The following is a 21776-nucleotide window of genomic DNA, read 5'->3' on the forward strand; positions in this document are numbered from 1 at the left end:
AAAAAGGGGCTAGGCTTGGCGCTCGGTTGACTGACATCAAGCGACTGGAACGCTTGAGCAGTCAGACTGCACGCCACAGCCGCAGGATGCCCCCATGTCGACGCACAGCCGCTCTTCACTTTTATACGCCGGGTCGCTTCTGGTGTTACTCGCCGCCGCCGGCGGGCTCGGTTACTGGATGTCGATCAGCAGCCGTCTGGTCGAAGGGCTGTCGATGGGCAACGGGCGGCTGGAAGCCACCGAAGTGCAGATCGCCAGCAAGACACCCGGACGCCTGGCCGAGGTGCTGGTCGATGAAGGCGACAAGGTCAACAAGGGCCAACTGCTCGCGCGCATGGATACCCGAACCCTCGAAGCCCAGCGCACTCAAGCCGAAGCCGAAGTCTTGCGCGCCCGGGAAAACCTCAACGCCGCCGAGGCCAATGTGCAATTGCGCCAGAGTGAATTGCTACTGGCCCAGCAGGAACTGGGGCGTTCGCAATCGCTGTTCAAGCACGGTTTCGTCAGCGCCCAGGTTATCGATCAATTGCAGTCGCGTATCGGCACCGGCAATGCTGCCGTGACGGCGGCCCGCGCCCAAGTGTCGGCGGTCGCTGCAGCGATCGGCGCGGCGCAGGCACAGGTCGCTCAACTGACCAGCGAAATCGACGACAGCAGCCTGCGCGCGCCGATTGATGGGGTGATCCAGTTGCGCATGGCCGAACCCGGCGAAGTGCTGGGAGCCGGTGGCCGCGTCCTGCTGTTGATTGATCCCAACGATCAGTACATGAACCTCTACCTGTCTGCCTCGGTGGCCGGGCGTCTGGCCGTAGGCGATGAAGCCCGGGTGCTGCTCGATGCCCTGCCCGACAAACCCTTGCCGGCGAAGATCAGTTTCGTCGCCGGCAAATCGCAGTTCACCCCCAAAGAGGTCGAAACCCGTGACGAGCGGCAAAAACTGGTGTTCCGCGTCAAGCTGCGCCTGACCCAACCCAGCGCCGTGCCGCAAGCCAAGCCCGGCATGCCCGGCGCCGGTTATGTGCGCATCGCGCCGATTGCCTGGCCGGCCAATTTGCAATGAATAGCCTCGCGGTTCAGGCGAACGCGATCGCGCACCGTTACGGCAAACAGCAAGCGCTGAGCGCTATCACCTTCAGCCTGCCCGCCGGCACCCGTTGCGGGCTGATCGGCCCCGATGGTGCGGGCAAGTCCAGCCTGCTCGGGCTGATCGCCGGCGTGAAGGCCTTGCAGCAAGGGCAACTGGACGTCCTCGGCGGGCAAATCCAGCAGCGCCGCCACCGCGACACGCTGTATGCGCGCATCGCCTTCATGCCCCAGGGATTGGGCGGCAACCTGTATCCCGAGCTGTCGATCCGCGAAAACATCCAGTTCTTTGCCACGCTGTTCGGCCTGTCGAAAGCCGACAGCGAGCAACGCATGCACAATCTGCTGCTCGCCACCGACCTGCTGAAGTTCGCCGAGCGCCCCGCCGGCAAGTTGTCCGGCGGTATGAAACAGAAGCTGGGCCTGTGCTGCGCGCTGATCCATGAACCGGATCTGTTGATTCTCGATGAGCCGACCACCGGCGTCGACCCGCTCTCACGCCGACGCTTCTGGGAGCTGATCGACGATGTACGGCGCGAGCGCCCGCAACTGACCCTGCTGGTTGCCACCGCGTATATGGAAGAAGCCGAACAGTTCGAGCATTGCCTGATGCTCGACAACGGCCAATTGATTGCCACCGGTCTGAGCCGCGAGTTGGCAGCCGTCACCCCCAGCGGCAAACTCGATGAAGCCTTCACACACTTCCAGGGCGACAGTCATCACGACGCTCAGCCGTTGGTCATTCCGCCGCGTACTGGCGGTACCACAGACATTGCCATCGAAGCCCACGACCTGACGCTGCGCTTCGGCGATTTCACTGCGGTGGATCACGTCAGCTTCGCCATCGGTCGCGGCGAGATTTTCGGTTTTCTCGGCTCCAACGGCTGCGGCAAGACCACAACCATGAAAGTCCTGACCGGGCTGATGCCGGCCAGCGAAGGCAGCGCGACACTGCTGGGCAATCCGGTGGACGCCAAGGATCTGGCCACGCGCAAGCGGGTCGGCTTCATGTCCCAGAGCTTTTCGCTGTATGGCGAACTCAGCGTGCGGCAGAACCTTGAGCTGCACGCCCGTCTGTTCGACTTGCCCAAGGCCGAAAGCGCGCAACGCATCGACGCATTGATTCAGCGCTTCAACCTGCTCAGCGTCGCCGATCAGCCGTCCGGTGCCCTGCCTCTCGGGCTGCGTCAACGCCTGTCGCTGGCGGTCGCGGTGTTGCATCGTCCGGAAGTGCTGATCCTCGATGAGCCGACCTCCGGCGTCGACCCGGCAGCCCGTGATGACTTCTGGCGACTGCTGATCGAACTGTCCCGCGAGCAAGGCGTGACGATTTTTCTCTCCACCCACTTCATGAACGAAGCCCAGCGCTGCGACCGCATTTCGCTGATGCACGCCGGCAGAGTCCTCGCTTGCGACACCCCGGCAGCGCTGCAGCGTCAGTTTGCCGGAGAGACGCTGGAAGCCGCTTTCGTGACGTGTCTGGAACAGGCCCAAGGCAATACCCCATCGCCTCCCGCGAGTGAATCGCCGACAGCGCCTTCAGCGCCAGCCGCCGCGCCGCCAGACCAGCAACGCGGTTTCAGCCTCGGTCGCCTGCTGGCCGTGGCCAGTCGCGAAGGCAAGGAGCTGCTGCGCGACAAAGTGCGCATGGCTTTTGCGCTGGCGGGGGCGATTTTCATGATGGTGATTTTCGGCTACGGAATTTCCCTCGACGTAGAGAACCTCGCGTTCGCCGTTTACGATCAGGATCAAACCCCGCAGAGCCGAACCTATCTGGAAGCCTTTCGCGGCTCGCGCTACTTCGATGAGCGGCCGGCCATCCACGACGCTCAAGAGCTGCACCGCCGCCTGCAACGCTCGGAAATCAAACTGGCGCTGGAAATCCCGCCCGGCTTTGGCCGCGACCTGTACGCCGGACGCCAGCCTGCGGTGGCGGCGTGGCTGGACGGCGGCATGCCGTTTCGCGCCGAGACCAGCCGCAATTATGTCGAAGCCGTGCACCTGGCCAACCTGCAGCAGTTGGCCGAACAGAGCAGCCCCGCCATCAGCCACCAAGCGGGTGCCAGCCTGGAAACGCGCTTTCGCTACAACCAGGATGTGGTCAGCGTCAACGCTATTGGCCCCGGGGTCATGGCGCTGATTCTGGCGTTCATTCCGGCGATGCTCACCGCACTCGGCATCGTGCGCGAAAAAGAACTCGGCTCGATCACCAACTTCTACGCCACGCCCCTGACCCGCCTGGAGTTTCTGCTGGGCAAACAGGCGCCATACCTGCTGGTCAGTCTGGTCAATCTCGCGCTGCTGGTGGCGATGAACCGCTGGCTGTTTGGCGTGCCGTTCAAGGGCAGCCTGCTGACGCTGGCGTTTGGCGGCCTGCTGTATGTGCTGGCGACCACCAGCATGGGCCTGCTGATCTCGGCGTTCACCCGCACGCAAATCGCCGCGATCCTCGGCACCATGATCATTACCAGCCTGCCGACCATCCAGTTCTCCGGACTGATCGTGCCGCGTTCTTCACTGGAAGGAGCGGCTGCGGTGATGGGCATGCTGTTTCCGGCAGGACACTTTCTCGACATTGCCGTGGGGACGTTCACCAAAGCGCTGGACCTGCGGCAGCTGTGGCCGCAGTGCCTGGCGCTGTTCGGGTTCTTTGTCGGGTTCACCGGGCTGAGCCTGATCATGCTGAAAAAGCAGGAGGCCTGATGCACAAGTTCGCGCACATCCTGCGCCTGGGGCTCAAGGAACTGACCAGCCTGCGCCACGACAGCGTGTTGCTGCTGTTCCTGTTCTACGCCTTCACCGTGGCGATCTACATGCCTGCCGCCGGCTCGGTGATCGGCGTGCACAACGCCAGCGTGGCGATCGTCGACGAAGACCACAGCGCCCTCTCGCGCCAGTTGGCCCAGGCCCTGCAACCGCCGGAATTCCAGACGCCAGTGTTGCTCCCCTACCCGCAACTGGACCAGGTCATGGACAGCGGCCAGTACACTTTCGTGATCAACATTCCGGCGGGGTTTCAAACCGATCTACTGGCGGCGCGGCAACCGGCCATTCAGGTCAACGTCGATGCCACCGCGATGAGCCAGGCGTTCATGGGCGCTGGCTACATCAGCCGGATTTTCCAGCGCGAGCTGCAGGCCTTTGGCGACCAGGACGATGCCGCGAGCAAAACGCCGATTCAACTGACCACCCGCGCGCTGTTCAACACCAACCTGGAGGGTGGCTGGTTTCTGGCGGTGATTCAGATCGTCAACAACATCACTATTCTGGCAATCATCCTCACGGGCACGGCGCTACTGCGCGAACGCGAACACGGCACGCTTGACCATTTGCTGGTGCTGCCGCTGACGGCGCTGGAAATCATGCTGGCGAAAATCTGGAGCAACCTGCTGGTGGTGGTGCTGTGCACCTGGCTGTCGCTGGAGGTGGTGGTCAAAGGCGCACTCGGCGTGCCGCTGTCGGGCTCGATGAGCCTGTTTTTGCTGGTGACTGCGGTTTACCTGTTTGCCAGTACCGCGTTGGGGATCTTTCTGGCGACACTCGCACGTTCGACGCCGCAGTTCGGCTTACTGGCGATTCCGGTGATCATCCCGATGTTGCTGCTGTCGGGTGGCAGCACGCCACTGGACAGCATGCCGCAATGGCTGCAGTGGGTCATGCAGGGCTCGCCGTCCACGCACTTTGTCAGCCTCAGCGCCGCGATTCTGTTTCGCGACGCCGGGCTGAGCGTGGTCTGGCCGGACTTGCTGGCGCTGACGGCCATCGGCCTGCTGTTCTTCGTCATTGCGCTGGCGCGCTTTCGCAAAAGCCTGGCGTCCTGAACAGCAGCCAACGCACTTACTGAATGATCAGGTTGTTGAACAACAGATCCTCAACCACCGGCTTGCCGGTCTCGTCATTCATCACTTGCTGGGTCTGCTTCAACGCTTCCTGACGCAGCTTCTCTTTACCCTCGATGCTGCCCATCGCCTCGGTGGTCTGCTGGGTGAACAGTGCCACCAGCTGATTACGGATCAGCGGCTCGTTGGCCTTGACCAGTTTGGTCGCCTCCTCACCGGTCACGCGCAATGCCACATCGGCCTTGTAAACCTTGAGCTTCGGCGTGCCGTCCAGCCCGTAGTTGCCCACGAACGGCGGGCTCAGGGTGATGTAGTTGACCTTCGGCGCCTCGCCTTCTTTGGCTTCTTCGGCCAGCGCTGCCACAGGCAGAGACAGGGCCAGCAACAACATGATCCACGCTTTCACAATTCGCTCCTTATCCGGTTTGCGGCCTAGCATAACGACCCGCCACGCAAGCACAAGCTTATGGCTGACTATCAGGGCCGGGCATGCTCGTTGACCCGTTGACTGACACACCTACACTTATCGGCCATCACTCCCAAAGGAATAGCCCTGATGAAAGCCGTGCTGTGCAAAGCCTTCGGCCCTGCCGAATCGCTGGTGCTGGAAGACGTCGCCAGCCCTGTCGCGAAGAAGAACGAAATCCTCCTGGAGGTGCACGCCGCCGGGGTCAACTTCCCGGACACGCTGATCATCGAGGGCAAGTACCAGTTCAAGCCGCCCTTCCCGTTCTCGCCGGGTGGTGAAGCGGCTGGCGTGGTCACGGAGGTCGGGGAAAAGGTCAGCCACCTCAAGGTCGGTGACCGAGTCATGGCGCTGACCGGTTGGGGCAGCTTCGCTGAACAGGTCGCGGTGCCGGGCTACAACGTCCTGCCGATTCCGCCGTCGATGGATTTCAACACCGCCGCCGCGTTCAGCATGACTTACGGCACCTCGATGCACGCCCTCAAGCAACGCGCCAACCTGCAAGCGGGGGAAACCCTGCTGGTACTCGGTGCGTCCGGCGGCGTCGGTTTGGCGGCGGTGGAAATCGGTAAAGCCATGGGCGCTCGCGTCCTCGCCGCCGCCAGCAGTGCCGAGAAACTCGCGGTGGCCAAAGCTGCCGGTGCCGATGAGCTGATCAATTACAGCGAAGCCAGCCTCAAGGAAGAAATCAAACGCCTCACCGATGGTCAGGGCGCTGACGTGATCTACGACCCGGTCGGTGGCGATCTGTTCGACCAGGCCATCCGCGCCATCGCCTGGAACGGCCGCCTGCTGGTGGTCGGCTTCGCCAGCGGACGCATCCCGGAACTGCCGGTCAACCTTGCCCTGCTCAAGGGCGCGGCGGTGCTCGGCGTCTTCTGGGGCTCCTTCGCCCAGCGCCAGCCGCAGGACAACGCGGCGAACTTCCAGCAGTTATTCGGCTGGTTCGCCGAGGGCAAGTTGAAACCGCTGGTGTCGCAGGTCTATCCGCTGAGCAATGCGGCGCAGGCGATCAATGATCTTGGCCAGCGCAAGGCTGTCGGGAAGGTTGTGGTAAAGGTTCGCTGAGACTCTTCAACGACCGGGCGACGCCGCAATGTCGCCCGGCATCAGATGTTCCTGAACCTTTTCGCTCTGTGACCCAACCAGCTTTCCCTTGTCATCGAAGCGCAAAACAATCAGCCAGTCGTAGACATCCACCGGCCATTTCGGCTGGCCGATCAGTGCCGGACCATCGCCGCCGAAAGCGGCAATCAGTTTATTGATGTGGCCGTGATGCCAAGCGATCAGCACTGTTTTCGCCTGATTGTTCTTGCGCAGCAGGCTGACCAGTTTGTCGACGTCGTTATTGGCGTAGGGCTGCTCGATGGGCAATTGCAGGCGCTGGGACAGTGGAATCAGTGTCTGACGCGGTCGGATGCTTTCCGGGCTGTCGGCGGTAGCGATCAGACGCTGGGGCGTGAGTGTCTGGTCGTCCAGTTGCAACGAGGTGAAATAGTCCGCGTAGGCAGCGGCGCGCTGTTCGCCCCGGGCATTGAGTTCACGGCCGACTTCAGGCTTTTCCGCATGACGGACGATCAATACGGTGACATTGCGCAGGCCTGGCGCTGCAGAACCCTGTGCGAAGCTCAACACCAGTACTGAAGCAGTCACCGCAGCAACCATCAACAGTCTGGGCAATAGCCTGCGAACTTTCGGGGTCATCGTTTATCTCGCGAAATCAGTCGATCTGTAAATCGCGAGTCTAAGTCACAACGTCCCGAGCGCGACGAAAACGCCCTGTTCTTACAGCTGAGCGACAGGTTCGTAAAGGAACGCGCGACTTCCAACATTTTCCGCTATTTGCTCGATGCGAACCGGTGCTATTTTCGGTAACGAAACTGTAACATTCGCATCCGCAGTCAAAACAAGAAATCTGGAGCTCTTGAATGTTTGCTTTCTTTCGTCCTGCCGCACATCAGGCTCCATTGCCTGAAGAAAAAATAGACAGCACGTACCGACGCCTGCGCTGGCAGATCTTCGCCGGTATTTTCTTTGGCTACGCCGGTTATTACCTGCTGCGCAAAAACTTCTCGCTGGCCATGCCGTACCTGATCGACGAGGGCTACAGCCGTGGTGATCTGGGTCTGGCGATGTCGGCGATCGCCATTGCCTATGGCCTGTCGAAATTCCTCATGGGCCTGGTGTCCGACCGTTCCAACCCGCGCTACTTCCTGCCGTTCGGTCTGCTGGTCTCGGCCGGGGTGATGTTCATTTTCGGTTTCGCGCCTTGGGCAACGTCCAGCGTAACCATGATGTTCATCCTGCTGTTCATCAACGGCTGGGCCCAAGGCATGGGCTGGCCGCCAAGTGGCCGGACGATGGTGCACTGGTGGTCGCAGAAGGAACGCGGTGGCGTGGTATCCGTGTGGAACGTGGCGCATAACGTTGGCGGCGGCCTGATCGGCCCGCTGTTCCTGCTCGGCATGGGCTTGTTCAACGACTGGCACGCGGCGTTTTACGTACCGGCAGCCGTGGCGCTGGGCGTGGCGGTATTTGCCTTCATCACCATGCGCGACACCCCGCAATCGGTCGGCCTGCCACCCATCGAGAAGTACAAGAACGATTACCCGGAAGGCTACGACGCCAGCCACGAAGACGAATTCAGTGCCAAGGAAATCTTCGTCAAATACGTGCTGCGCAACAAAATGCTCTGGTACATCGCCATGGCTAACGTCTTCGTTTACCTGCTGCGCTACGGCGTACTGGACTGGGCGCCGACCTACCTGAAAGAAGCCAAGGGTTTCACCGTCGATAAAACTTCGTGGGCTTACTTCTTCTACGAGTGGGCGGGCATTCCCGGCACGCTGCTGTGCGGCTGGATGTCGGACAAGATCTTCCGTGGCAACCGTGGCCTGACCGGTATGGTGTTCATGGCGCTGGTGACCGTGGCGACCCTGGTTTACTGGCTGAACCCGGCCGGCAACCCGACCGTTGACATGATCGCGCTGTTTTCGATCGGCTTCCTGATCTACGGCCCGGTGATGTTGATCGGTCTGCAGGCGCTGGAACTGGCGCCGAAGAAAGCCGCCGGCACGGCTGCGGGTTTCACCGGCCTGTTCGGCTATCTGGGTGGTTCGGTCGCGGCCAGTGCGGCGATGGGCTACACCGTGGACCATTTCGGTTGGGATGGCGGTTTCGTCCTGCTGGTGGGCGCTTGCCTGCTGGCAATGGCCTTCCTCGCCCCGACGCTATGGCACAAGCAAGTCGCCAGTCAGAGCCGCGAAGCAGTCGCTTGATCGCTTTGTGATTTACAGCGTTTGAGCCGCGCCTCCAGATTACGGTCTGGCATGGCGTGGCTGCGCAGGGCGTGGGCGGTCTGCTCGACATAATCGCGAGTGGTGCCGTAACGCCCGCAAGCGCTTGCGAACACCTGGCTCAGCACGTGATCCGGCAAGTTGCCGGCATAGCTGGGCAGGTGTCGCTCCAAAACGAATCCCAAGGCCTGCACCTGAGTGCCATCTTCGAGCCGGCAGTTGAGCCAGTGTGGCCGGTAGGACGGCACCGGCATCTCGCGTTTCCACAAGGCGTACAGCGCCGCGTCGAGATTATCTTCCGGCAAGCGATAGGCGAAGCCACTGCACGAACCGCCGCGATCCAGACCAAACACCAGACCGGGCATTTCCGGCGTGCCGCGATGCTCGTGCGACCACAGGTACAAACCGCGATGGTAACCATGCACGCGTCCGCGCAGCCGCTCCACCGCCGAGCATTCAGGCCGCCAGATCAGTGAGCCATACGCGAACAGCCACACCGGCCCGCCCTTGTGGCGCGCCATGGTTGATTGCATGGAAGCGAGAAGTTGTTCGTGCGTCAGCTGCGGCCCAAGATCGAGCCGCGGAGGGTAATTCAAATTCAGAAAAGCGTTTTCAATGGCGCTCATGGCGAATAGCGTTCAGCTCCCCGCGGGTGAAGAATTACTTAATAGAACGCACCGCTGTAACAATAAGGCACATATGTTTTAAGGCAATTTGAGTGCCATGGCACAGTTCTTAATTGATTGCCTGATTGCTATATAACCTAGCGGCATTTATGCAATTACATAAATACCGATCGGCTATATAGCGAGTTATAACGAATCAGGAGCGGGGGGCGTAAGCGAACACGTCGGCGCGCATTTGATGAGCGTCCATACCCGCTTCAACCAGAGCGTCCAGCGTGCCGTAGACCATGGCCGGCGAGCCGCTGGCGTAGACGTGCAGCGGTTTCAGATCCGGGAAATCTTCACAGACTGCCTCGTGCAGCATGCCGCAGCGCCCTTCCCAACCGCATTGATCGCTGACGACTTTATGCAGGAACAGATTGGGTAATTTCAGCCACTCGTCCCAATGTTCGATCTCATAGAAATCTTCCGGACGGCGCACGCCCCAGTACAGATGCACCGGGTGTTTGAAGCCTTTGGCGCGGCAGTGTTCGATCAGGGCGTGAATCTGGCCCATGCCGGTGCCGGCGGCAACCAACACCAGCGGCCCGTCGGGCAGCTCGGCCAGATGCGTATCGCCGAACGGCAACTCGACCCGCACCATCGCATTGCGTTGCAGCTGTTCGATCAGGCTCAGTGCACTGGCTTCGCGCGCCAGCACATGGATTTCCAGATCACGCCCGCCGTGGGGTGCCGAGGCCATGGAGAACGCCGACTTCTCGCCGTTCTCGCGCTCGATCATCAAATATTGCCCGGCGTGATAACGCGGTGGCTTGCCCGCCGGAGCGCGTAGCCGCACACGCCAGGTGTCGCCACCGACGTCGCGGCACTCGATGACCTGACACGACAGGCTGCGCACCGGCAGTTCTCCCAGCGCGAGCACGCCATCCCACAGCAGGATGCAGTCTTCCAGCGGCTCGGCTATGCAAGTGTAGAACTCGCCGTGGTCGTGCACTTTGCCATCCTGCGCGACGCGGCCTTCAACCAGCAACGCCGCACACACATGACAATTACCGTTGCGGCAGCTTTGCGGGCATTCGTAGCCCAGACGCCGCGCGCCGTCGAGAATCCGCTCACCGGGCTGTATCTCAAGCACTGCTCCGGAGGGCTGCAGGGTTACACGCATCAATCTATTCCTAACTGATTCCAGATGGCATCGATCCGTTGGGTGACGGCGTCGTCCTTGACGATCACACGACCCCACTCGCGAGTGGTTTCGCCCGGCCACTTGTGGGTGGCATCGAGGCCCATTTTCGACCCCAGGCCGGAGACCGGCGAGGCGAAGTCGAGGTAGTCGATCGGCGTGTTATCGATCATCACCGTGTCGCGCTTGGGGTCCATGCGCGTGGTGATGGCCCAGATCACGTCGTTCCAGTCGCGGGCGTTGATATCGTCGTCAGTGACGATAACGAACTTGGTGTACATGAACTGTCGCAAAAACGACCAGACACCGAGCATCACGCGCTTGGCGTGCCCCGGATACGACTTCTTCATCGTCACCACAGCCATGCGGTACGAACAGCCTTCCGGCGGCAGGTAGAAGTCGGTGATCTCCGGGAACTGCTTCTGCAGGATCGGCACGAACACTTCGTTCAACGCAACGCCGAGGATCGCCGGCTCATCTGGCGGACGGCCGGTGTAGGTGCTGTGGTAGATCGGTTTGATCCGGTGGGTGATGCGCTCGACGGTGAACACCGGGAAGCTGTCGACTTCGTTGTAGTAACCGGTGTGGTCGCCGTAAGGACCTTCGTCAGCCATCTCGCCCGGGTGAATTACGCCTTCGAGGATGATTTCGGCGGTGGCCGGCACTTGCAGGTCGTTGCCACGGCACTTGACCAGTTCGGTGCGGTTACCGCGCAACAGACCGGCGAAAGCGTATTCGGACAGGCTGTCCGGCACTGGCGTCACCGCGCCGAGAATGGTCGCCGGATCCGCACCCAGGGCGACGGACACCGGGAACGGCTGGCCCGGATGCTTCTCGCACCACTCGCGGAAGTCGAGGGCACCGCCACGGTGGCTGAGCCAGCGCATGATCACCTTGTTGCGGCCGATCACTTGCTGACGGTAGATGCCGAGGTTCTGACGATCCTTGTTCGGGCCTTTGGTGACGGTCAGACCCCAGGTGATCAGCGGGCCGACGTCGCCGGGCCAGCAGGTCTGCACCGGCAGCATCGCGAGGTCGACGTCGTCGCCTTCGATGACCACTTCCTGGCACACCGCGTCTTTGACGACTTTCGGCGCCATCGAGATGATCTTGCGGAAGATCGGCAGTTTCGACCATGCGTCTTTCAAGCCCTTCGGTGGCTCCGGCTCCTTGAGGAACGCTAGCAGCTTGCCGATTTCGCGCAGCTCGCTGACCGACTCGGCACCCATGCCCATCGCCACCCGTTCAGGCGTGCCGAACAGGTTGCCGAGCACCGGGATGTCGTAGCCAGTGGGCTTTTCGAACAACAGCGCCGGGCCCTTGGCCCGTAGCGTGCGGTCGCACACCTCGGTCATTTCCAGCACCGGCGAGACGGGAATCTGGATGCGTTTCAACTCTCCGCGCTGCTCAAGCTGCTGCACGAAATCCCGAAGATCCTTGAATTTCATTGACGATGGCACCCTCAAAATAGGCGTACATCCTACCTGCTCTGACGGGCAAACAGCAGCCCGTCAGCGCCCGGGATCGCTCAATTGTGGCTAGTACCCAGCAGCAATGGTGCAAACAACGGGCTCAGTCTGGCACTGCCCACGTCCGAAAGATGATCGGCATCCTTGTATTGCGAGTGGCCATCGACATCAATGGCGCACAAGCCGTCCTTGCACATCAGCGAGGTCGGGTCGATAACATGCACGCCGGGATCCGCCGCACTCATCGAGCCGAACAGCTCGGTGAAAAACCGCTGGCGCGCCAGATGCTCGTTGAGCGGGCGACCGAGCCCTTGCGCCGAGCGCCCGATGCGCGCGAGGCTGGTCAGGCGGTCGATGTAGCTCTTGTGCTGCAGCGGCACTTCCTTGAACAGCCAGACTTGCACACCAGCCGCGCGCAGCTCAGCCACTTGCGCCTTGAGCCCGGCAGCCAGACGCTGTTCGGCTTGCGCCGGACTGTCCTTGCGCTCAAGCAGAAACTGTCTGTCGCCGTCGCCGTCTTCGCGACCATAAATGTACAGGCTCCAGTTCGCCGCCAGTACGACATCCTTGATACCTCGACTGAGCACCAGCGCCATGTTGCGTTTGTTGAAGTCCTGGCATTGAGGGCGCAGGCGGTCTTCGACAATCGGCGGGCAGGCCGTCAGGCTGTACAACCAGACCGGCTGCGCGTCGCGACCGAGAGTGCCGGCGATGGCCGGCAACAGTGCCGCCGTGTGACTGTCGCCCCAGAACATCTTGGTCGGAGCGACCTGTTCATCGCCGCCCAACCGACAGGCCTTGTCCAGCGTTTTGTCCGTGCTCAGCTGCATGCAATCCGCTTGCCCGGCCTTCCACTCCCGCGATTGCGCGTATTCCAGCGCCTTGCCGGTCAGACGCTGTGGCACACCGTCTGACGAGTTAATCACCGAGCCGGTAATCGCCAGCACGGTGATCGACAGCAAACCACCGACCAACATGGAATTCCGCTTGGCGAACACTCGTTTCTCACGAAAGGGCAGCTCGATATAACGCAGGCTCAACCACGCCAGGGCCAACGCCAGCGCCATCCAGCCAAGCGCCTCCAGCGGCTGGATGCCGTCGATGGAAATTGCATTGGCATACACATAAACCGGCCAGTGCCACAGATACAGGGAGTAGGACAGCAGGCCGACCCACACCAGAACGCGGACACTCAACAGACGGCTGGCCCACGTCGCACCTTGCGCGCCCGACCAGATCAACGCGGTAGTGCCCAATACCGGCAGCAATGCCGCCCAGCCCGGGAACACCGTGGACTTGTCAAAGGTGAATATCGCCAGCAGCACCGCCGCCAGTCCGGCCAGGCCCACCGACTGGCGCAGCCACGGCCGTGCGACGTGTTTCGACGCGGGCAGCACCGCCAGCATTGCTCCGCAGAGCAGCTCCCAGGCGCGGGTCGGCAGCGCGAAGAAGGCGAATTCAGGCCGGCGTTCGATATAAATGAGGTTCAGGCCAAACGACACCAACAGGACCGCGAACAGCATCCAGCGCCAATGACGGACATACCGCATCAGCAACACCATCATCAACGGGAAGAAGATGTAGTACTGCTCCTCCACCGCCAGCGACCAGGTATGCAGCAGCGGTTTGAGCTCCGACGCCGGCGCAAAGTAGCCGTCTTCACGCATGAACAGAATGTTGGAAATGAACAGCGACTGGTAACGAATCGTCCGCCCGAGTTCAGCCAGGTCTTTGGCCGTCAGCAACAGCCAGCCTAATGCCAGCGTCACGATAACCACGACGGTCAATGCCGGCAGGATACGCCGGGCACGACGGCCCCAGAAGTCCAGAAAACTGAAACGCTGAGCGCTGATTTCGCGGAACAGAATCGAGGTAATCAGGAAGCCGGAAATGACGAAGAACACATCAACGCCGACAAAACCACCGCTGAATGTAGTGAATCCGAAATGAAACAGTACGACGGGAATAACCGCCAGTGCCCGTAATCCGTCGATATCACGGCGATTGCCAAACGTGTGCATGAAAAAACCTTACCTGTTCTGGATACAAAATCCCTTGAAGGCGCGAAGTTATCAGCCGCGCAAACTTCAATCCAGATACAAATAATTCAAGGCAAAAAAAAGCGCCCTTTCGGACGCTTTTTTCAAACGGCTTGCGTATTACTTGCGCTTCATCGACAAGAAGAACTCGTCGTTGGTCTTGGTCGTTTTCAGTTTGTCGACCAGGAACTCGATGGCAGCCACTTCGTCCATCGGGTGCAGCAGCTTGCGCAGGATCCACATACGCTGCAGTTCGTCGTCGGCAGTCAGCAACTCTTCGCGGCGGGTGCCGGAGCGGTTGATGTTGATGGCCGGGAACACGCGCTTCTCGGCGATCTTGCGATCCAGAGGCAGTTCCATGTTGCCGGTACCCTTGAACTCTTCGTAGATCACTTCGTCCATCTTCGAGCCGGTTTCAACCAGCGCGGTGGCGATAATGGTCAGCGAGCCGCCTTCTTCGATGTTACGCGCGGCACCGAAGAAACGCTTTGGCTTCTCGAGGGCGTGGGCATCGACACCACCGGTCAATACCTTGCCGGAGCTCGGGATCACGGTGTTGTAGGCACGGGCCAGACGGGTGATGGAATCGAGCAGGATCACCACGTCTTTCTTGTGTTCAACAAGGCGCTTGGCCTTCTCGATCACCATTTCAGCAACCTGCACGTGACGGGTCGGCGGCTCGTCGAAGGTCGAGGCAACCACTTCGCCACGCACGGTGCGCTGCATTTCGGTTACTTCTTCCGGACGTTCGTCGATCAGCAGCACGATCAAGTGAACTTCAGGGTTGTTGCGGGCGATGTTCGCGGCGATGTTCTGCAGCATGATCGTTTTACCGGCTTTCGGCGGTGCAACGATCAGACCACGCTGGCCTTTGCCGATCGGGGCGCACAGGTCGATGACACGACCGGTCAAGTCTTCGGTGGAGCCGTTACCGGCTTCCATCTTCATGCGCACGGTCGGGAACAGCGGAGTCAGGTTCTCGAAGAGAATCTTGTTTTTCGCGTTCTCGGGACGATCGAAGTTGATCGTGTCGACCTTGAGCAGGGCGAAATACCGCTCGCCTTCCTTCGGAGGGCGGATCTTGCCAACGATGGTGTCACCGGTGCGCAAGTTGAAACGGCGGATCTGGCTTGGCGAGACGTAGATATCGTCCGGGCCGGCCAGGTAGGAAGCGTCAGCGGAGCGCAGGAAGCCGAAGCCGTCCTGGAGAATCTCCAGCACGCCATCACCGGAGATTTCCTCGCCGCTTTTCGCGTGCTTTTTCAGCAGGGAGAAAATCACGTCCTGCTTGCGCGAACGGGCCATATTTTCTATGCCCATCTGTTCGGCCAATTCGAGCAGTTCGGTAATCGGCTTTTGCTTGAGTTCAGTCAGATTCATATAGGAATGACGTAATCATTTATGGAGGGGGGGAAATTAAGCTTTTGGCTTAATGAGGCCGCGCCGCGGAGAAGGCGACAGGATCGCGAACTAATTCGAAAAGGAGTGCGTCGGCGACGGCTAGCAGGGGGCAATGGAGAAACCAGTGCGGGGCCGAATGTACCACCTGAGTTTCGGAGCGTCTAGCCCTGAATACGCAAAAAGCCCCGCTAATTTGCGGGGCTTTTTTTCAGGCACTTTACAGCGACGCTTAGATGTTGGCGTCGAGGAAAGCCGCCAGTTGCGACTTCGACAGGGCGCCGACTTTGGTCGCTTCAACGTTGCCGTTCTTGAACAGCATCAGCGTCGGGATACCACGCACGCCGTGCTTGGCCGGGGTTTCCTGGTTTTCGTCGATGTTCAGTTTGGCAACGGTCAGCTTGCCTTTGTAAGTCTCGGCAATCTCGTCCAGAACCGGAGCGATCATTTTGCAAGGACCGCACCATTCAGCCCAGTAATCGACCAGGACAGCGCCTTCGGCCTTGAGTACGTCGGCTTCGAAGCTAGCGTCGCTAACGTGTTTGATAAGATCGCTGCTCATGGAATTCTCCAGGTTGTAAGCAAAAAAACGTGGCCCATCATAGCCGCCCTTCCCCTGTTCAGGAAGCCGCAGTTGATTGAGTCTTGCTATGGCACTCGATGAGTTTGGGTATAGCTCAAGTCACGTCGTGGCGGGGGCAATGAAAGCAATTCCGGTACGCAGGGCGGCGTTGCGCACGTGTTCCTGCATGGCTTTTTGTGCCGCGCCCGACGCCCGGCGCGCGAGGGCGCGGAGGATCTTGCGGTGTTCCTGCCAGGTTTCCATGGCGCGTTCGGCACGGATGAACGGTAGTTTCTGGCTCTCCAGGAACATCTCGGCGCTGGCGGTAAGGATGCTCAGCATCGCCTGATTGCCGCTGGCCAAGAGGATTCGGCGGTGGAATTCGAAGTCGAGTTTCGCCGCCGCTTCAAAGTCACCGACCTTCAATTGGTCACGCATGGCCGCAACGTTGTCTTCGAGCGCATCCAGATCGAACGTGCTTAACGTGACCGCCGCCAGCCCTGCGGCGAAGCCTTCCAGCGCATAGCGCAATTGAAAGATGTCCAGCGGTGACGCTTGCGCCGCAAATGGCCAGCCCGGTGCCTGCGCACCACGCGGCAACTCTACGGGCGACTGCACGAACACGCCTTTGCCCGGCTGAATACTGACCACGCCCAGCGCACTCAGCGACGACAGCGCCTCACGCAACGATGCCCGGCTAACGCCCAGTTGTAGCGCCAGGTCCCGTTGCGACGGCAACGCATCGCCCGCACCGAAACCCTGCTCAGTGATCAGTTTGCGGATCGCTTGCAGCGCCACTTCGGGTACCGCACGGGAAATCGAGTTCATGGTTTTTCAGACGCGCCAGGCCAATGTGCGGCTAGTTGTAAAGCTATTCGCCGAGTCCGGCAAGTCGTGCCCCAGCAGGGTTCGGCAAACCACACCGGTGCGCCATGGCAGTGCGAAAAACAACCTGACTGTTCAGACCAGTAAGACCGAGCAAAGTCGCTGAAACTGCGGTCTGCGGGGGCGAAAACCACGTATTGGCACGGCCCATGCTCTGTCCGATCGCAGAAATCACTTCTCGCCGATCCGGAGATTGTCCATGACCAAGCGTTACAGCGCCCTCCTCGCCGCTCTGTTTTCCTCTCTGTTGCTCAGCCAGGCTCCCGCGCACGCCGACGGTCTCGACGACGTGGTCAAACGCGGCACGCTGAAAGTCGCCGTGCCCCAGGACTTCCCGCCATTCGGCTCGGTCGGCCCGGACATGAAGCCTCGCGGCCTGGACATCGACACGGCGAAACTGCTGGCCGATCAACTCAAGGTCAAACTCGAACTGACCCCGGTCAACAGCACCAACCGCATCCCGTTCCTGACCACCGGCAAAGTCGATCTGGTGATTTCCAGCCTCGGCAAAAACCCTGAGCGCGAGAAAGTCATCGACTTCTCCCGCGCTTACGCGCCGTTCTACCTCGCCGTGTTCGGCCCGCCAGACGCTGCGATCGCCAACCTCGACGACCTCAAGGGCAAAACCATCAGCGTCACCCGTGGCGCCATCGAAGACATCGAGCTGACCAAGGTCGCCCCCGAAGGCGTGACCATCAAACGCTTCGAAGACAACAACTCGACCATCGCCGCCTACCTCGCCGGCCAGGTTGACCTGATCGCCAGCGGCAACGTGGTGATGGTCGCCATCAGCGAAAAGAACCCGAAACGCGTGCCGGCGCTGAAAGTGAAACTGAAGGATTCGCCGGTCTACGTTGGCGTGAACAAGAACGAAGCGGCGCTGCTGACCAAGGTCAACGACATCCTGACCACCGCCAAGGCTGACGGCGCACTGGAAAAGAATTCGCAGACCTGGCTGAAAGAGCCGCTGCCGGCCGATCTCTGATCGACTGCGCGGGAGACCTTCATGGCTTATCAGTTCGATTTCATGCCGGTGGTGGAAAACACCGACCTGTTGCTGCGCGGGGCACTGTTCACCCTTGAGCTGACGGCCATCGGTGCGTTGCTCGGGGTCGGTGTCGGAGTTGTCGGGGCTTTGGTGCGGGCGTGGAACATCCGCCCGTTCTCGGCAATCTTCGGCGTCTACGTCGAGTTGATCCGCAACACGCCGTTTCTGGTGCAGTTGTTCTTTATCTTCTTCGGCCTGCCGTCGCTGGGCGTGCAGATTTCCGAGTGGCAAGCGGCGGTGCTGGCGATGGTGATCAACCTCGGCGCGTATTCGACGGAGATTATTCGCGCCGGCATTCAGGCAATCCCGCGCGGGCAGCTGGAAGCCGCTGCGGCGCTGGCGATGACGCGCTTCGAGGCGTTCCGCCACGTGGTGCTGCTGCCGGCATTGGGCAAGGTCTGGCCGGCGCTGAGCAGCCAGATCATCATCGTCATGCTCGGTTCAGCGGTGTGTTCGCAGATCGCTACCGAAGAGCTGAGCTTTGCCGCCAACTTCATTCAGTCGCGCAACTTCCGCGCCTTTGAAACCTATGCGCTGACCACGCTGATCTACCTGTGCATGGCGCTGCTGATTCGCCAGTTGCTGAACTGGATTGGCCGACGCTATATCAGTCGAAGCGGGAGCCGCGTATGAGCGATTTCACCTTTTGGGACATCCTGCGCAACCTGCTCACCGGCCTGCAATGGACACTGGCGCTGTCGCTGGTGGCGTTCATTGGTGGCGGGGTCGTCGGGCTGCTGATCCTGGTCATGCGCATCTCGAAAAACTCTGTGCCGAGCAGCATCGCCCGCACCTGGATCGAGCTGTTTCAGGGCACGCCGCTGTTGATGCAGCTGTTTCTGGTGTTTTTCGGCGTGGCGCTGGCCGGGATCGAAATCTCGCCGTGGATGGCCGCAGCGATTGCCCTGACCTTGTTTACCAGCGCTTATCTGGCGGAGATCTGGCGCGGCTGCGTCGAGTCGATCCCCCATGGCCAGTGGGAAGCCTCGGCGAGTCTGGCGCTGAATCCGCTGGAACAGCTGCGCTACGTGATCCTGCCGCAAGCACTGCGCATCGCTGTGGCGCCGACCGTGGGTTTCTCGGTGCAAGTGGTCAAAGGCACCGCCGTGACCTCGATCATCGGCTTCACCGAGCTGACCAAGACCGGCGGCATGCTCGCCAATGCCACGTTTGAACCGTTCATGGTCTACGGCCTCGTCGCCCTCGGCTACTTCCTGCTCTGCTACCCCTTGTCCCTCAGTGCGCGCTACCTGGAAAGGAGACTGCATGCCTCTGCTTAGAATTTCCGCCCTGCATAAATACTACGGCGATCACCATGTGCTTAAAGGCATTGACCTCAGTGTCGAGGAAGGCCAGGTGGTGGCGATCATCGGCCGCAGCGGCTCGGGCAAATCCACCCTGCTGCGCACCCTCAATGGGCTGGAGTCGATCAATGACGGCGTGATCGAAGTCGACGGCGAATACCTCGACGCCGCCCGCGCCGATCTGCGCAGCCTGCGGCAGAAAGTCGGCATGGTCTTTCAGCAGTTCAATCTGTTCCCGCACCTGACCGTGGGCGAAAACGTCATGCTCGCGCCGCAAGTGGTGCAGAAAGTGCCGAAAGCCAAAGCGGCGGAGCTGGCCCGGGAAATGCTGGAACGCGTGGGCCTTGGGGAAAAATTCGATGCCTTCCCGGATCGGTTGTCTGGGGGCCAGCAACAGCGGGTAGCGATTGCCCGGGCGCTGGCGATGTCGCCGAAAGTGTTGTTGTGCGATGAAATCACCTCGGCGCTCGACCCGGAACTGGTCAATGAAGTGCTCAGCGTGGTGCGGCAACTGGCCAAGGAAGGCATGACGCTGATCATGGTCACCCACGAAATGCGCTTCGCCCGCGAGGTCGGGGATAAATTGGTGTTCATGCACCATGGCAAAGTCCATGAGGTGGGGGATCCGAAGGTGTTGTTTGCCAATCCGCAGACGGCAGAGCTGGCGAACTTTATTGGCACGGTGGAAGCGACAGCCTGAATCTGCCTCATCCTGATCGTTCCCACGCTCCGCGTGGGAATACAGCCAGGGACGCTCCGCGTCCCAAAAGCGGACGCAGAGCGTCCGGTGAGGCATTCCCACGCAGAGCGTGGGAACGATCAGGTTCGGGGTGCGCGCTCCGGCGGTTTGAACCGTGCGCGTTGGCGCCAGCGTTTGATCGTGGCACGATGACGGGGTTATCGACCGAGACCCCCTGACCATGCCGCAATCCCAAGCCAAGAATCTGTCCCTGATCGCCGCAATCGACCTGGGCTCGAACAGCTTTCACATGGTCGTGGCCAAGGCCCAGAACGGTGAGATCCGCATTCTCGAACGCCTCGGGGAGAAGGTTCAGCTCGCCGCCGGCATCGACGATGAGCGCCATCTCAACGAAGAATCGATGCAACGAGGCCTCGATTGCCTCAAGCGTTTCGCCCAACTGATCAACGGTATGCCGCTGGGCGCCGTGCGCATCGTCGGCACCAACGCCTTGCGTGAAGCGCGCAACCGCCTCGAATTCATCCACCGAGCCGAAGAAATCCTCGGTCATCCGGTGGAAGTCATTTCCGGCCGTGAAGAAGCGCGCCTGATTTATCTGGGCGTGTCGCACACCCTCGCCGACACCCCGGGCAAACGTCTGGTCGCCGATATCGGCGGCGGCAGTACCGAATTCATCATTGGCCAGCGCTTTGAGCCATTGTTGCGCGAAAGCCTGCAAATGGGCTGTGTCAGCTTCACTCAGCGCTACTTCAAGGACGGCAAGATCACCCCGGCCCGCTACGCCCAGGCGTATACCGCGGCGCGGCTGGAGATCATGAGCATCGAACACGCCCTGCATCGCCTGACCTGGGATGAAGCCATCGGCTCCTCGGGCACCATCCGTGCCATCGGCCTGGCGCTGAAGGCCGGGGGTCACGGCACTGGCGAAGTGAATGCCGAAGGCCTGGCGTGGCTCAAGCGCCGCCTGTTCAAGCTCGGTGACGTCGACAAGATCGATTTCGAAGGCATCAAGCCTGATCGCCGGACAATCTTCCCGGCGGGTCTGGCGATTCTCGAAGCGATTTTCGACGCCCTCGAACTGCAACGCATGGACCACTGCGACGGCGCACTGCGTGAAGGCGTGCTCTACGACCTGCTCGGCCGTCATCATCATGAAGACGTGCGCGAGCGCACCCTGACCTCGTTGATGGAGCGCTATCACGTTGATCTGGAGCAAGCCGCACGGGTTGAGCGCAAAGCCTTGCACGCGTTTGACCAGGTTGCGGTGGACTGGGAGCTGGATGACGGCATCTGGCGCGAACTCCTCGGCTGGGCGGCGAAAGTGCACGAAGTCGGCCTCGACATCGCTCACTATCACTACCACAAGCACGGCGCCTACCTGATCGAGCACTCGGACCTCGCCGGGTTCTCCCGTGAAGACCAACAGATGCTCGCGCTATTGGTGCGCGGCCATCGCCGCAACATTCCCAAGGACAAGTTTGCCGATTTCGGCGACGACGGTGACAAGCTGATTCGCCTCTGTGTGCTGCTGCGTTTTGCAATCCTGTTCCACCACATTCGTGGCACCCAGGCGATGCCGCAGGTGGTGTTGCATGCCAAGGGCAACACCCTCGATGTGGAGTTTCCGGAGAATTGGCTGGATGAGAATCAGCTGACTCAGGCGGATTTCGGGCTTGAGGCGGATTGGCTGACGCGGGTGGGGATTGTGCTCACTGTTCACTGATACCCAGCAAATTTGTGGATAACAGGTACAAAAAAGGCGATCCGCAGGGATCGCCTTTTTATTGGGTTCGGCTTGAAATTGGAGTTGGGCCTTCCCCTCACCCCAGCCCTCTCCCGAGGGAGAGGGAGCCGATTTGTGGGCTTTTCAAATCCTGA

Annotated in this window: 19 protein-coding genes; 10 read left to right on the forward strand and 9 right to left on the reverse strand. The window is 60.7% G+C overall.

The genetic code is table 11. The annotated features are described in order from the left end of the window. Positions 1 to 94: 94 nt before the first annotated feature. From AC1DVF_RS07270 to AC1DVF_RS07280, 3 genes are read left to right on the forward strand one after another with little or no spacing between them, the layout of a single operon-like run. A complete protein-coding gene (locus AC1DVF_RS07270) occupies positions 95 to 1060 on the forward strand; it encodes an HlyD family secretion protein (protein ID WP_099757474.1) in 966 nt (321 codons plus the stop codon). Next, a complete protein-coding gene (gene rbbA, locus AC1DVF_RS07275) occupies positions 1057 to 3786 on the forward strand; it encodes a ribosome-associated ATPase/putative transporter RbbA (protein ID WP_460089215.1) in 2730 nt (909 codons plus the stop codon). The genes AC1DVF_RS07270 and rbbA overlap by 4 nt, the downstream gene beginning before the upstream one ends. Then, positions 3786 to 4904, forward strand: a complete 1119-nt coding sequence (locus AC1DVF_RS07280; protein ID WP_099757476.1) for an ABC transporter permease — start codon at positions 3786 to 3788, stop codon at positions 4902 to 4904. Before rbbA ends, AC1DVF_RS07280 begins: the two co-directional genes overlap by 1 nt. 16 nt (positions 4905 to 4920) lie before the next feature. Here AC1DVF_RS07280 and AC1DVF_RS07285 read toward each other — a convergent pair whose 3' ends face one another. Beyond that, entirely contained in the window at positions 4921 to 5328 is a 408-nt protein-coding gene (locus tag AC1DVF_RS07285; protein WP_027610485.1) for a flagellar basal body-associated protein FliL, read from the reverse strand. 150 nt (positions 5329 to 5478) lie between these two features. Between AC1DVF_RS07285 and AC1DVF_RS07290 the strand changes: the two genes are divergently transcribed. Continuing rightward, the gene (locus AC1DVF_RS07290; protein ID WP_320336171.1) at positions 5479 to 6456 is read left to right on the forward strand and encodes an NADPH:quinone oxidoreductase family protein; all 978 of its coding nucleotides are present in this window, start codon (positions 5479 to 5481) and stop codon (positions 6454 to 6456) included. A 6-nt stretch (positions 6457 to 6462) separates the two neighbouring features. Here the strand turns inward: AC1DVF_RS07290 and AC1DVF_RS07295 are convergent, their stop codons facing one another. Then, the gene (locus AC1DVF_RS07295) at positions 6463 to 7092 is read right to left on the reverse strand and encodes a flagellar basal body-associated protein FliL (RefSeq protein ID WP_116254274.1); all 630 of its coding nucleotides are present in this window, start codon (positions 7090 to 7092) and stop codon (positions 6463 to 6465) included. A 224-nt stretch (positions 7093 to 7316) separates the two neighbouring features. Between AC1DVF_RS07295 and glpT the strand changes: the two genes are divergently transcribed. Continuing rightward, a complete protein-coding gene (gene glpT, locus AC1DVF_RS07300) occupies positions 7317 to 8666 on the forward strand; it encodes a glycerol-3-phosphate transporter (RefSeq protein WP_016985912.1) in 1350 nt (449 codons plus the stop codon). Here the strand turns inward: glpT and AC1DVF_RS07305 are convergent. From AC1DVF_RS07305 to AC1DVF_RS07335, 7 genes are all read right to left on the reverse strand, one after another. Further along, the gene (locus tag AC1DVF_RS07305) at positions 8642 to 9310 is read right to left on the reverse strand and encodes a gamma-glutamylcyclotransferase (RefSeq protein ID WP_427119170.1); all 669 of its coding nucleotides are present in this window, start codon (positions 9308 to 9310) and stop codon (positions 8642 to 8644) included. The genes glpT and AC1DVF_RS07305 overlap by 25 nt on opposite strands. 196 nt (positions 9311 to 9506) lie before the next feature. Further along, positions 9507 to 10475 (reverse strand): CDP-6-deoxy-delta-3,4-glucoseen reductase, encoded by a 969-nt coding sequence (locus AC1DVF_RS07310; protein WP_095049381.1) that lies wholly within the window; start codon positions 10473 to 10475, stop codon positions 9507 to 9509. Further along, complete coding sequence (ubiD, locus tag AC1DVF_RS07315) at positions 10475 to 11941, reverse strand: 4-hydroxy-3-polyprenylbenzoate decarboxylase (RefSeq protein WP_003229330.1); 1467 nt, start codon at positions 11939 to 11941, stop codon at positions 10475 to 10477. Before ubiD ends, AC1DVF_RS07310 begins: the two co-directional genes overlap by 1 nt. 80 nt (positions 11942 to 12021) lie before the next feature. After that, the gene (locus AC1DVF_RS07320; RefSeq protein WP_460089221.1) at positions 12022 to 13983 is read right to left on the reverse strand and encodes an acyltransferase family protein; all 1962 of its coding nucleotides are present in this window, start codon (positions 13981 to 13983) and stop codon (positions 12022 to 12024) included. 138 nt (positions 13984 to 14121) lie between these two features. Further along, positions 14122 to 15381: a transcription termination factor Rho gene (gene rho, locus AC1DVF_RS07325; RefSeq protein WP_003229334.1), complete on the reverse strand. Its 1260-nt coding sequence runs from the start codon at positions 15379 to 15381 to the stop codon at positions 14122 to 14124. A 250-nt stretch (positions 15382 to 15631) separates the two neighbouring features. Continuing rightward, positions 15632 to 15961: a thioredoxin TrxA gene (gene trxA, locus AC1DVF_RS07330; RefSeq protein WP_003206727.1), complete on the reverse strand. Its 330-nt coding sequence runs from the start codon at positions 15959 to 15961 to the stop codon at positions 15632 to 15634. 120 nt (positions 15962 to 16081) lie between these two features. Continuing rightward, entirely contained in the window at positions 16082 to 16789 is a 708-nt protein-coding gene (locus tag AC1DVF_RS07335) for a FadR/GntR family transcriptional regulator (protein WP_093429746.1), read from the reverse strand. Between the two features lie 256 nt (positions 16790 to 17045). Between AC1DVF_RS07335 and AC1DVF_RS07340 the strand changes: the two genes are divergently transcribed. The 5 genes from AC1DVF_RS07340 (at position 17046) to ppx (ending at position 21621) form a co-directional block, all read left to right on the forward strand. After that, the gene (locus tag AC1DVF_RS07340) at positions 17046 to 17831 is read left to right on the forward strand and encodes a transporter substrate-binding domain-containing protein (RefSeq protein ID WP_477782273.1); all 786 of its coding nucleotides are present in this window, start codon (positions 17046 to 17048) and stop codon (positions 17829 to 17831) included. Between the two features lie 21 nt (positions 17832 to 17852). Beyond that, positions 17853 to 18527, forward strand: a complete 675-nt coding sequence (locus tag AC1DVF_RS07345) for an amino acid ABC transporter permease (protein ID WP_093429744.1) — start codon at positions 17853 to 17855, stop codon at positions 18525 to 18527. Continuing rightward, a complete protein-coding gene (locus AC1DVF_RS07350; RefSeq protein WP_116254270.1) occupies positions 18524 to 19174 on the forward strand; it encodes an amino acid ABC transporter permease in 651 nt (216 codons plus the stop codon). Before AC1DVF_RS07345 ends, AC1DVF_RS07350 begins: the two co-directional genes overlap by 4 nt. Beyond that, on the forward strand, positions 19161 to 19898 hold the full coding sequence (locus AC1DVF_RS07355; protein WP_007911148.1) for an amino acid ABC transporter ATP-binding protein: 738 nt from the start codon (positions 19161 to 19163) through the stop codon (positions 19896 to 19898). Before AC1DVF_RS07350 ends, AC1DVF_RS07355 begins: the two co-directional genes overlap by 14 nt. 220 nt (positions 19899 to 20118) lie before the next feature. Next, the gene (gene ppx / locus AC1DVF_RS07360) at positions 20119 to 21621 is read left to right on the forward strand and encodes an exopolyphosphatase (protein ID WP_093429742.1); all 1503 of its coding nucleotides are present in this window, start codon (positions 20119 to 20121) and stop codon (positions 21619 to 21621) included. Positions 21622 to 21776: the final 155 nt, after the last annotated feature.

It is taken from the genome of Pseudomonas sp. P4_D7, from assembly GCF_056401755.1.

Bases quoted from the DNA above. Each gene is read 5' to 3' on its own strand.
- AC1DVF_RS07270 (WP_099757474.1), top strand. From the start codon at position 95: ATGTCGACGCACAGCCGCTCTTCACTTTTATACGCCGGGTCGCTTCTG.
- rbbA (WP_460089215.1), top strand. From the start codon at position 1,057: ATGAATAGCCTCGCGGTTCAGGCGAACGCGATCGCGCACCGTTACGGC.
- AC1DVF_RS07280 (WP_099757476.1), top strand. From the start codon at position 3,786: ATGCACAAGTTCGCGCACATCCTGCGCCTGGGGCTCAAGGAACTGACC.
- AC1DVF_RS07290 (WP_320336171.1), top strand. From the start codon at position 5,479: ATGAAAGCCGTGCTGTGCAAAGCCTTCGGCCCTGCCGAATCGCTGGTG.
- AC1DVF_RS07295 (WP_116254274.1), bottom strand. From the start codon at position 7,092: ATGACCCCGAAAGTTCGCAGGCTATTGCCCAGACTGTTGATGGTTGCT.
- glpT (WP_016985912.1), top strand. From the start codon at position 7,317: ATGTTTGCTTTCTTTCGTCCTGCCGCACATCAGGCTCCATTGCCTGAA.
- AC1DVF_RS07305 (WP_427119170.1), bottom strand. From the start codon at position 9,310: ATGAGCGCCATTGAAAACGCTTTTCTGAATTTGAATTACCCTCCGCGG.
- AC1DVF_RS07310 (WP_095049381.1), bottom strand. From the start codon at position 10,475: ATGCGTGTAACCCTGCAGCCCTCCGGAGCAGTGCTTGAGATACAGCCC.
- ubiD (WP_003229330.1), bottom strand. From the start codon at position 11,941: ATGAAATTCAAGGATCTTCGGGATTTCGTGCAGCAGCTTGAGCAGCGC.
- AC1DVF_RS07320 (WP_460089221.1), bottom strand. From the start codon at position 13,983: ATGCACACGTTTGGCAATCGCCGTGATATCGACGGATTACGGGCACTG.
- rho (WP_003229334.1), bottom strand. From the start codon at position 15,381: ATGAATCTGACTGAACTCAAGCAAAAGCCGATTACCGAACTGCTCGAA.
- trxA (WP_003206727.1), bottom strand. From the start codon at position 15,961: ATGAGCAGCGATCTTATCAAACACGTTAGCGACGCTAGCTTCGAAGCC.
- AC1DVF_RS07335 (WP_093429746.1), bottom strand. From the start codon at position 16,789: ATGAACTCGATTTCCCGTGCGGTACCCGAAGTGGCGCTGCAAGCGATC.
- AC1DVF_RS07340 (WP_477782273.1), top strand. From the start codon at position 17,046: ATGACCAAGCGTTACAGCGCCCTCCTCGCCGCTCTGTTTTCCTCTCTG.
- AC1DVF_RS07345 (WP_093429744.1), top strand. From the start codon at position 17,853: ATGGCTTATCAGTTCGATTTCATGCCGGTGGTGGAAAACACCGACCTG.
- AC1DVF_RS07350 (WP_116254270.1), top strand. From the start codon at position 18,524: ATGAGCGATTTCACCTTTTGGGACATCCTGCGCAACCTGCTCACCGGC.
- AC1DVF_RS07355 (WP_007911148.1), top strand. From the start codon at position 19,161: ATGCCTCTGCTTAGAATTTCCGCCCTGCATAAATACTACGGCGATCAC.
- ppx (WP_093429742.1), top strand. From the start codon at position 20,119: ATGCCGCAATCCCAAGCCAAGAATCTGTCCCTGATCGCCGCAATCGAC.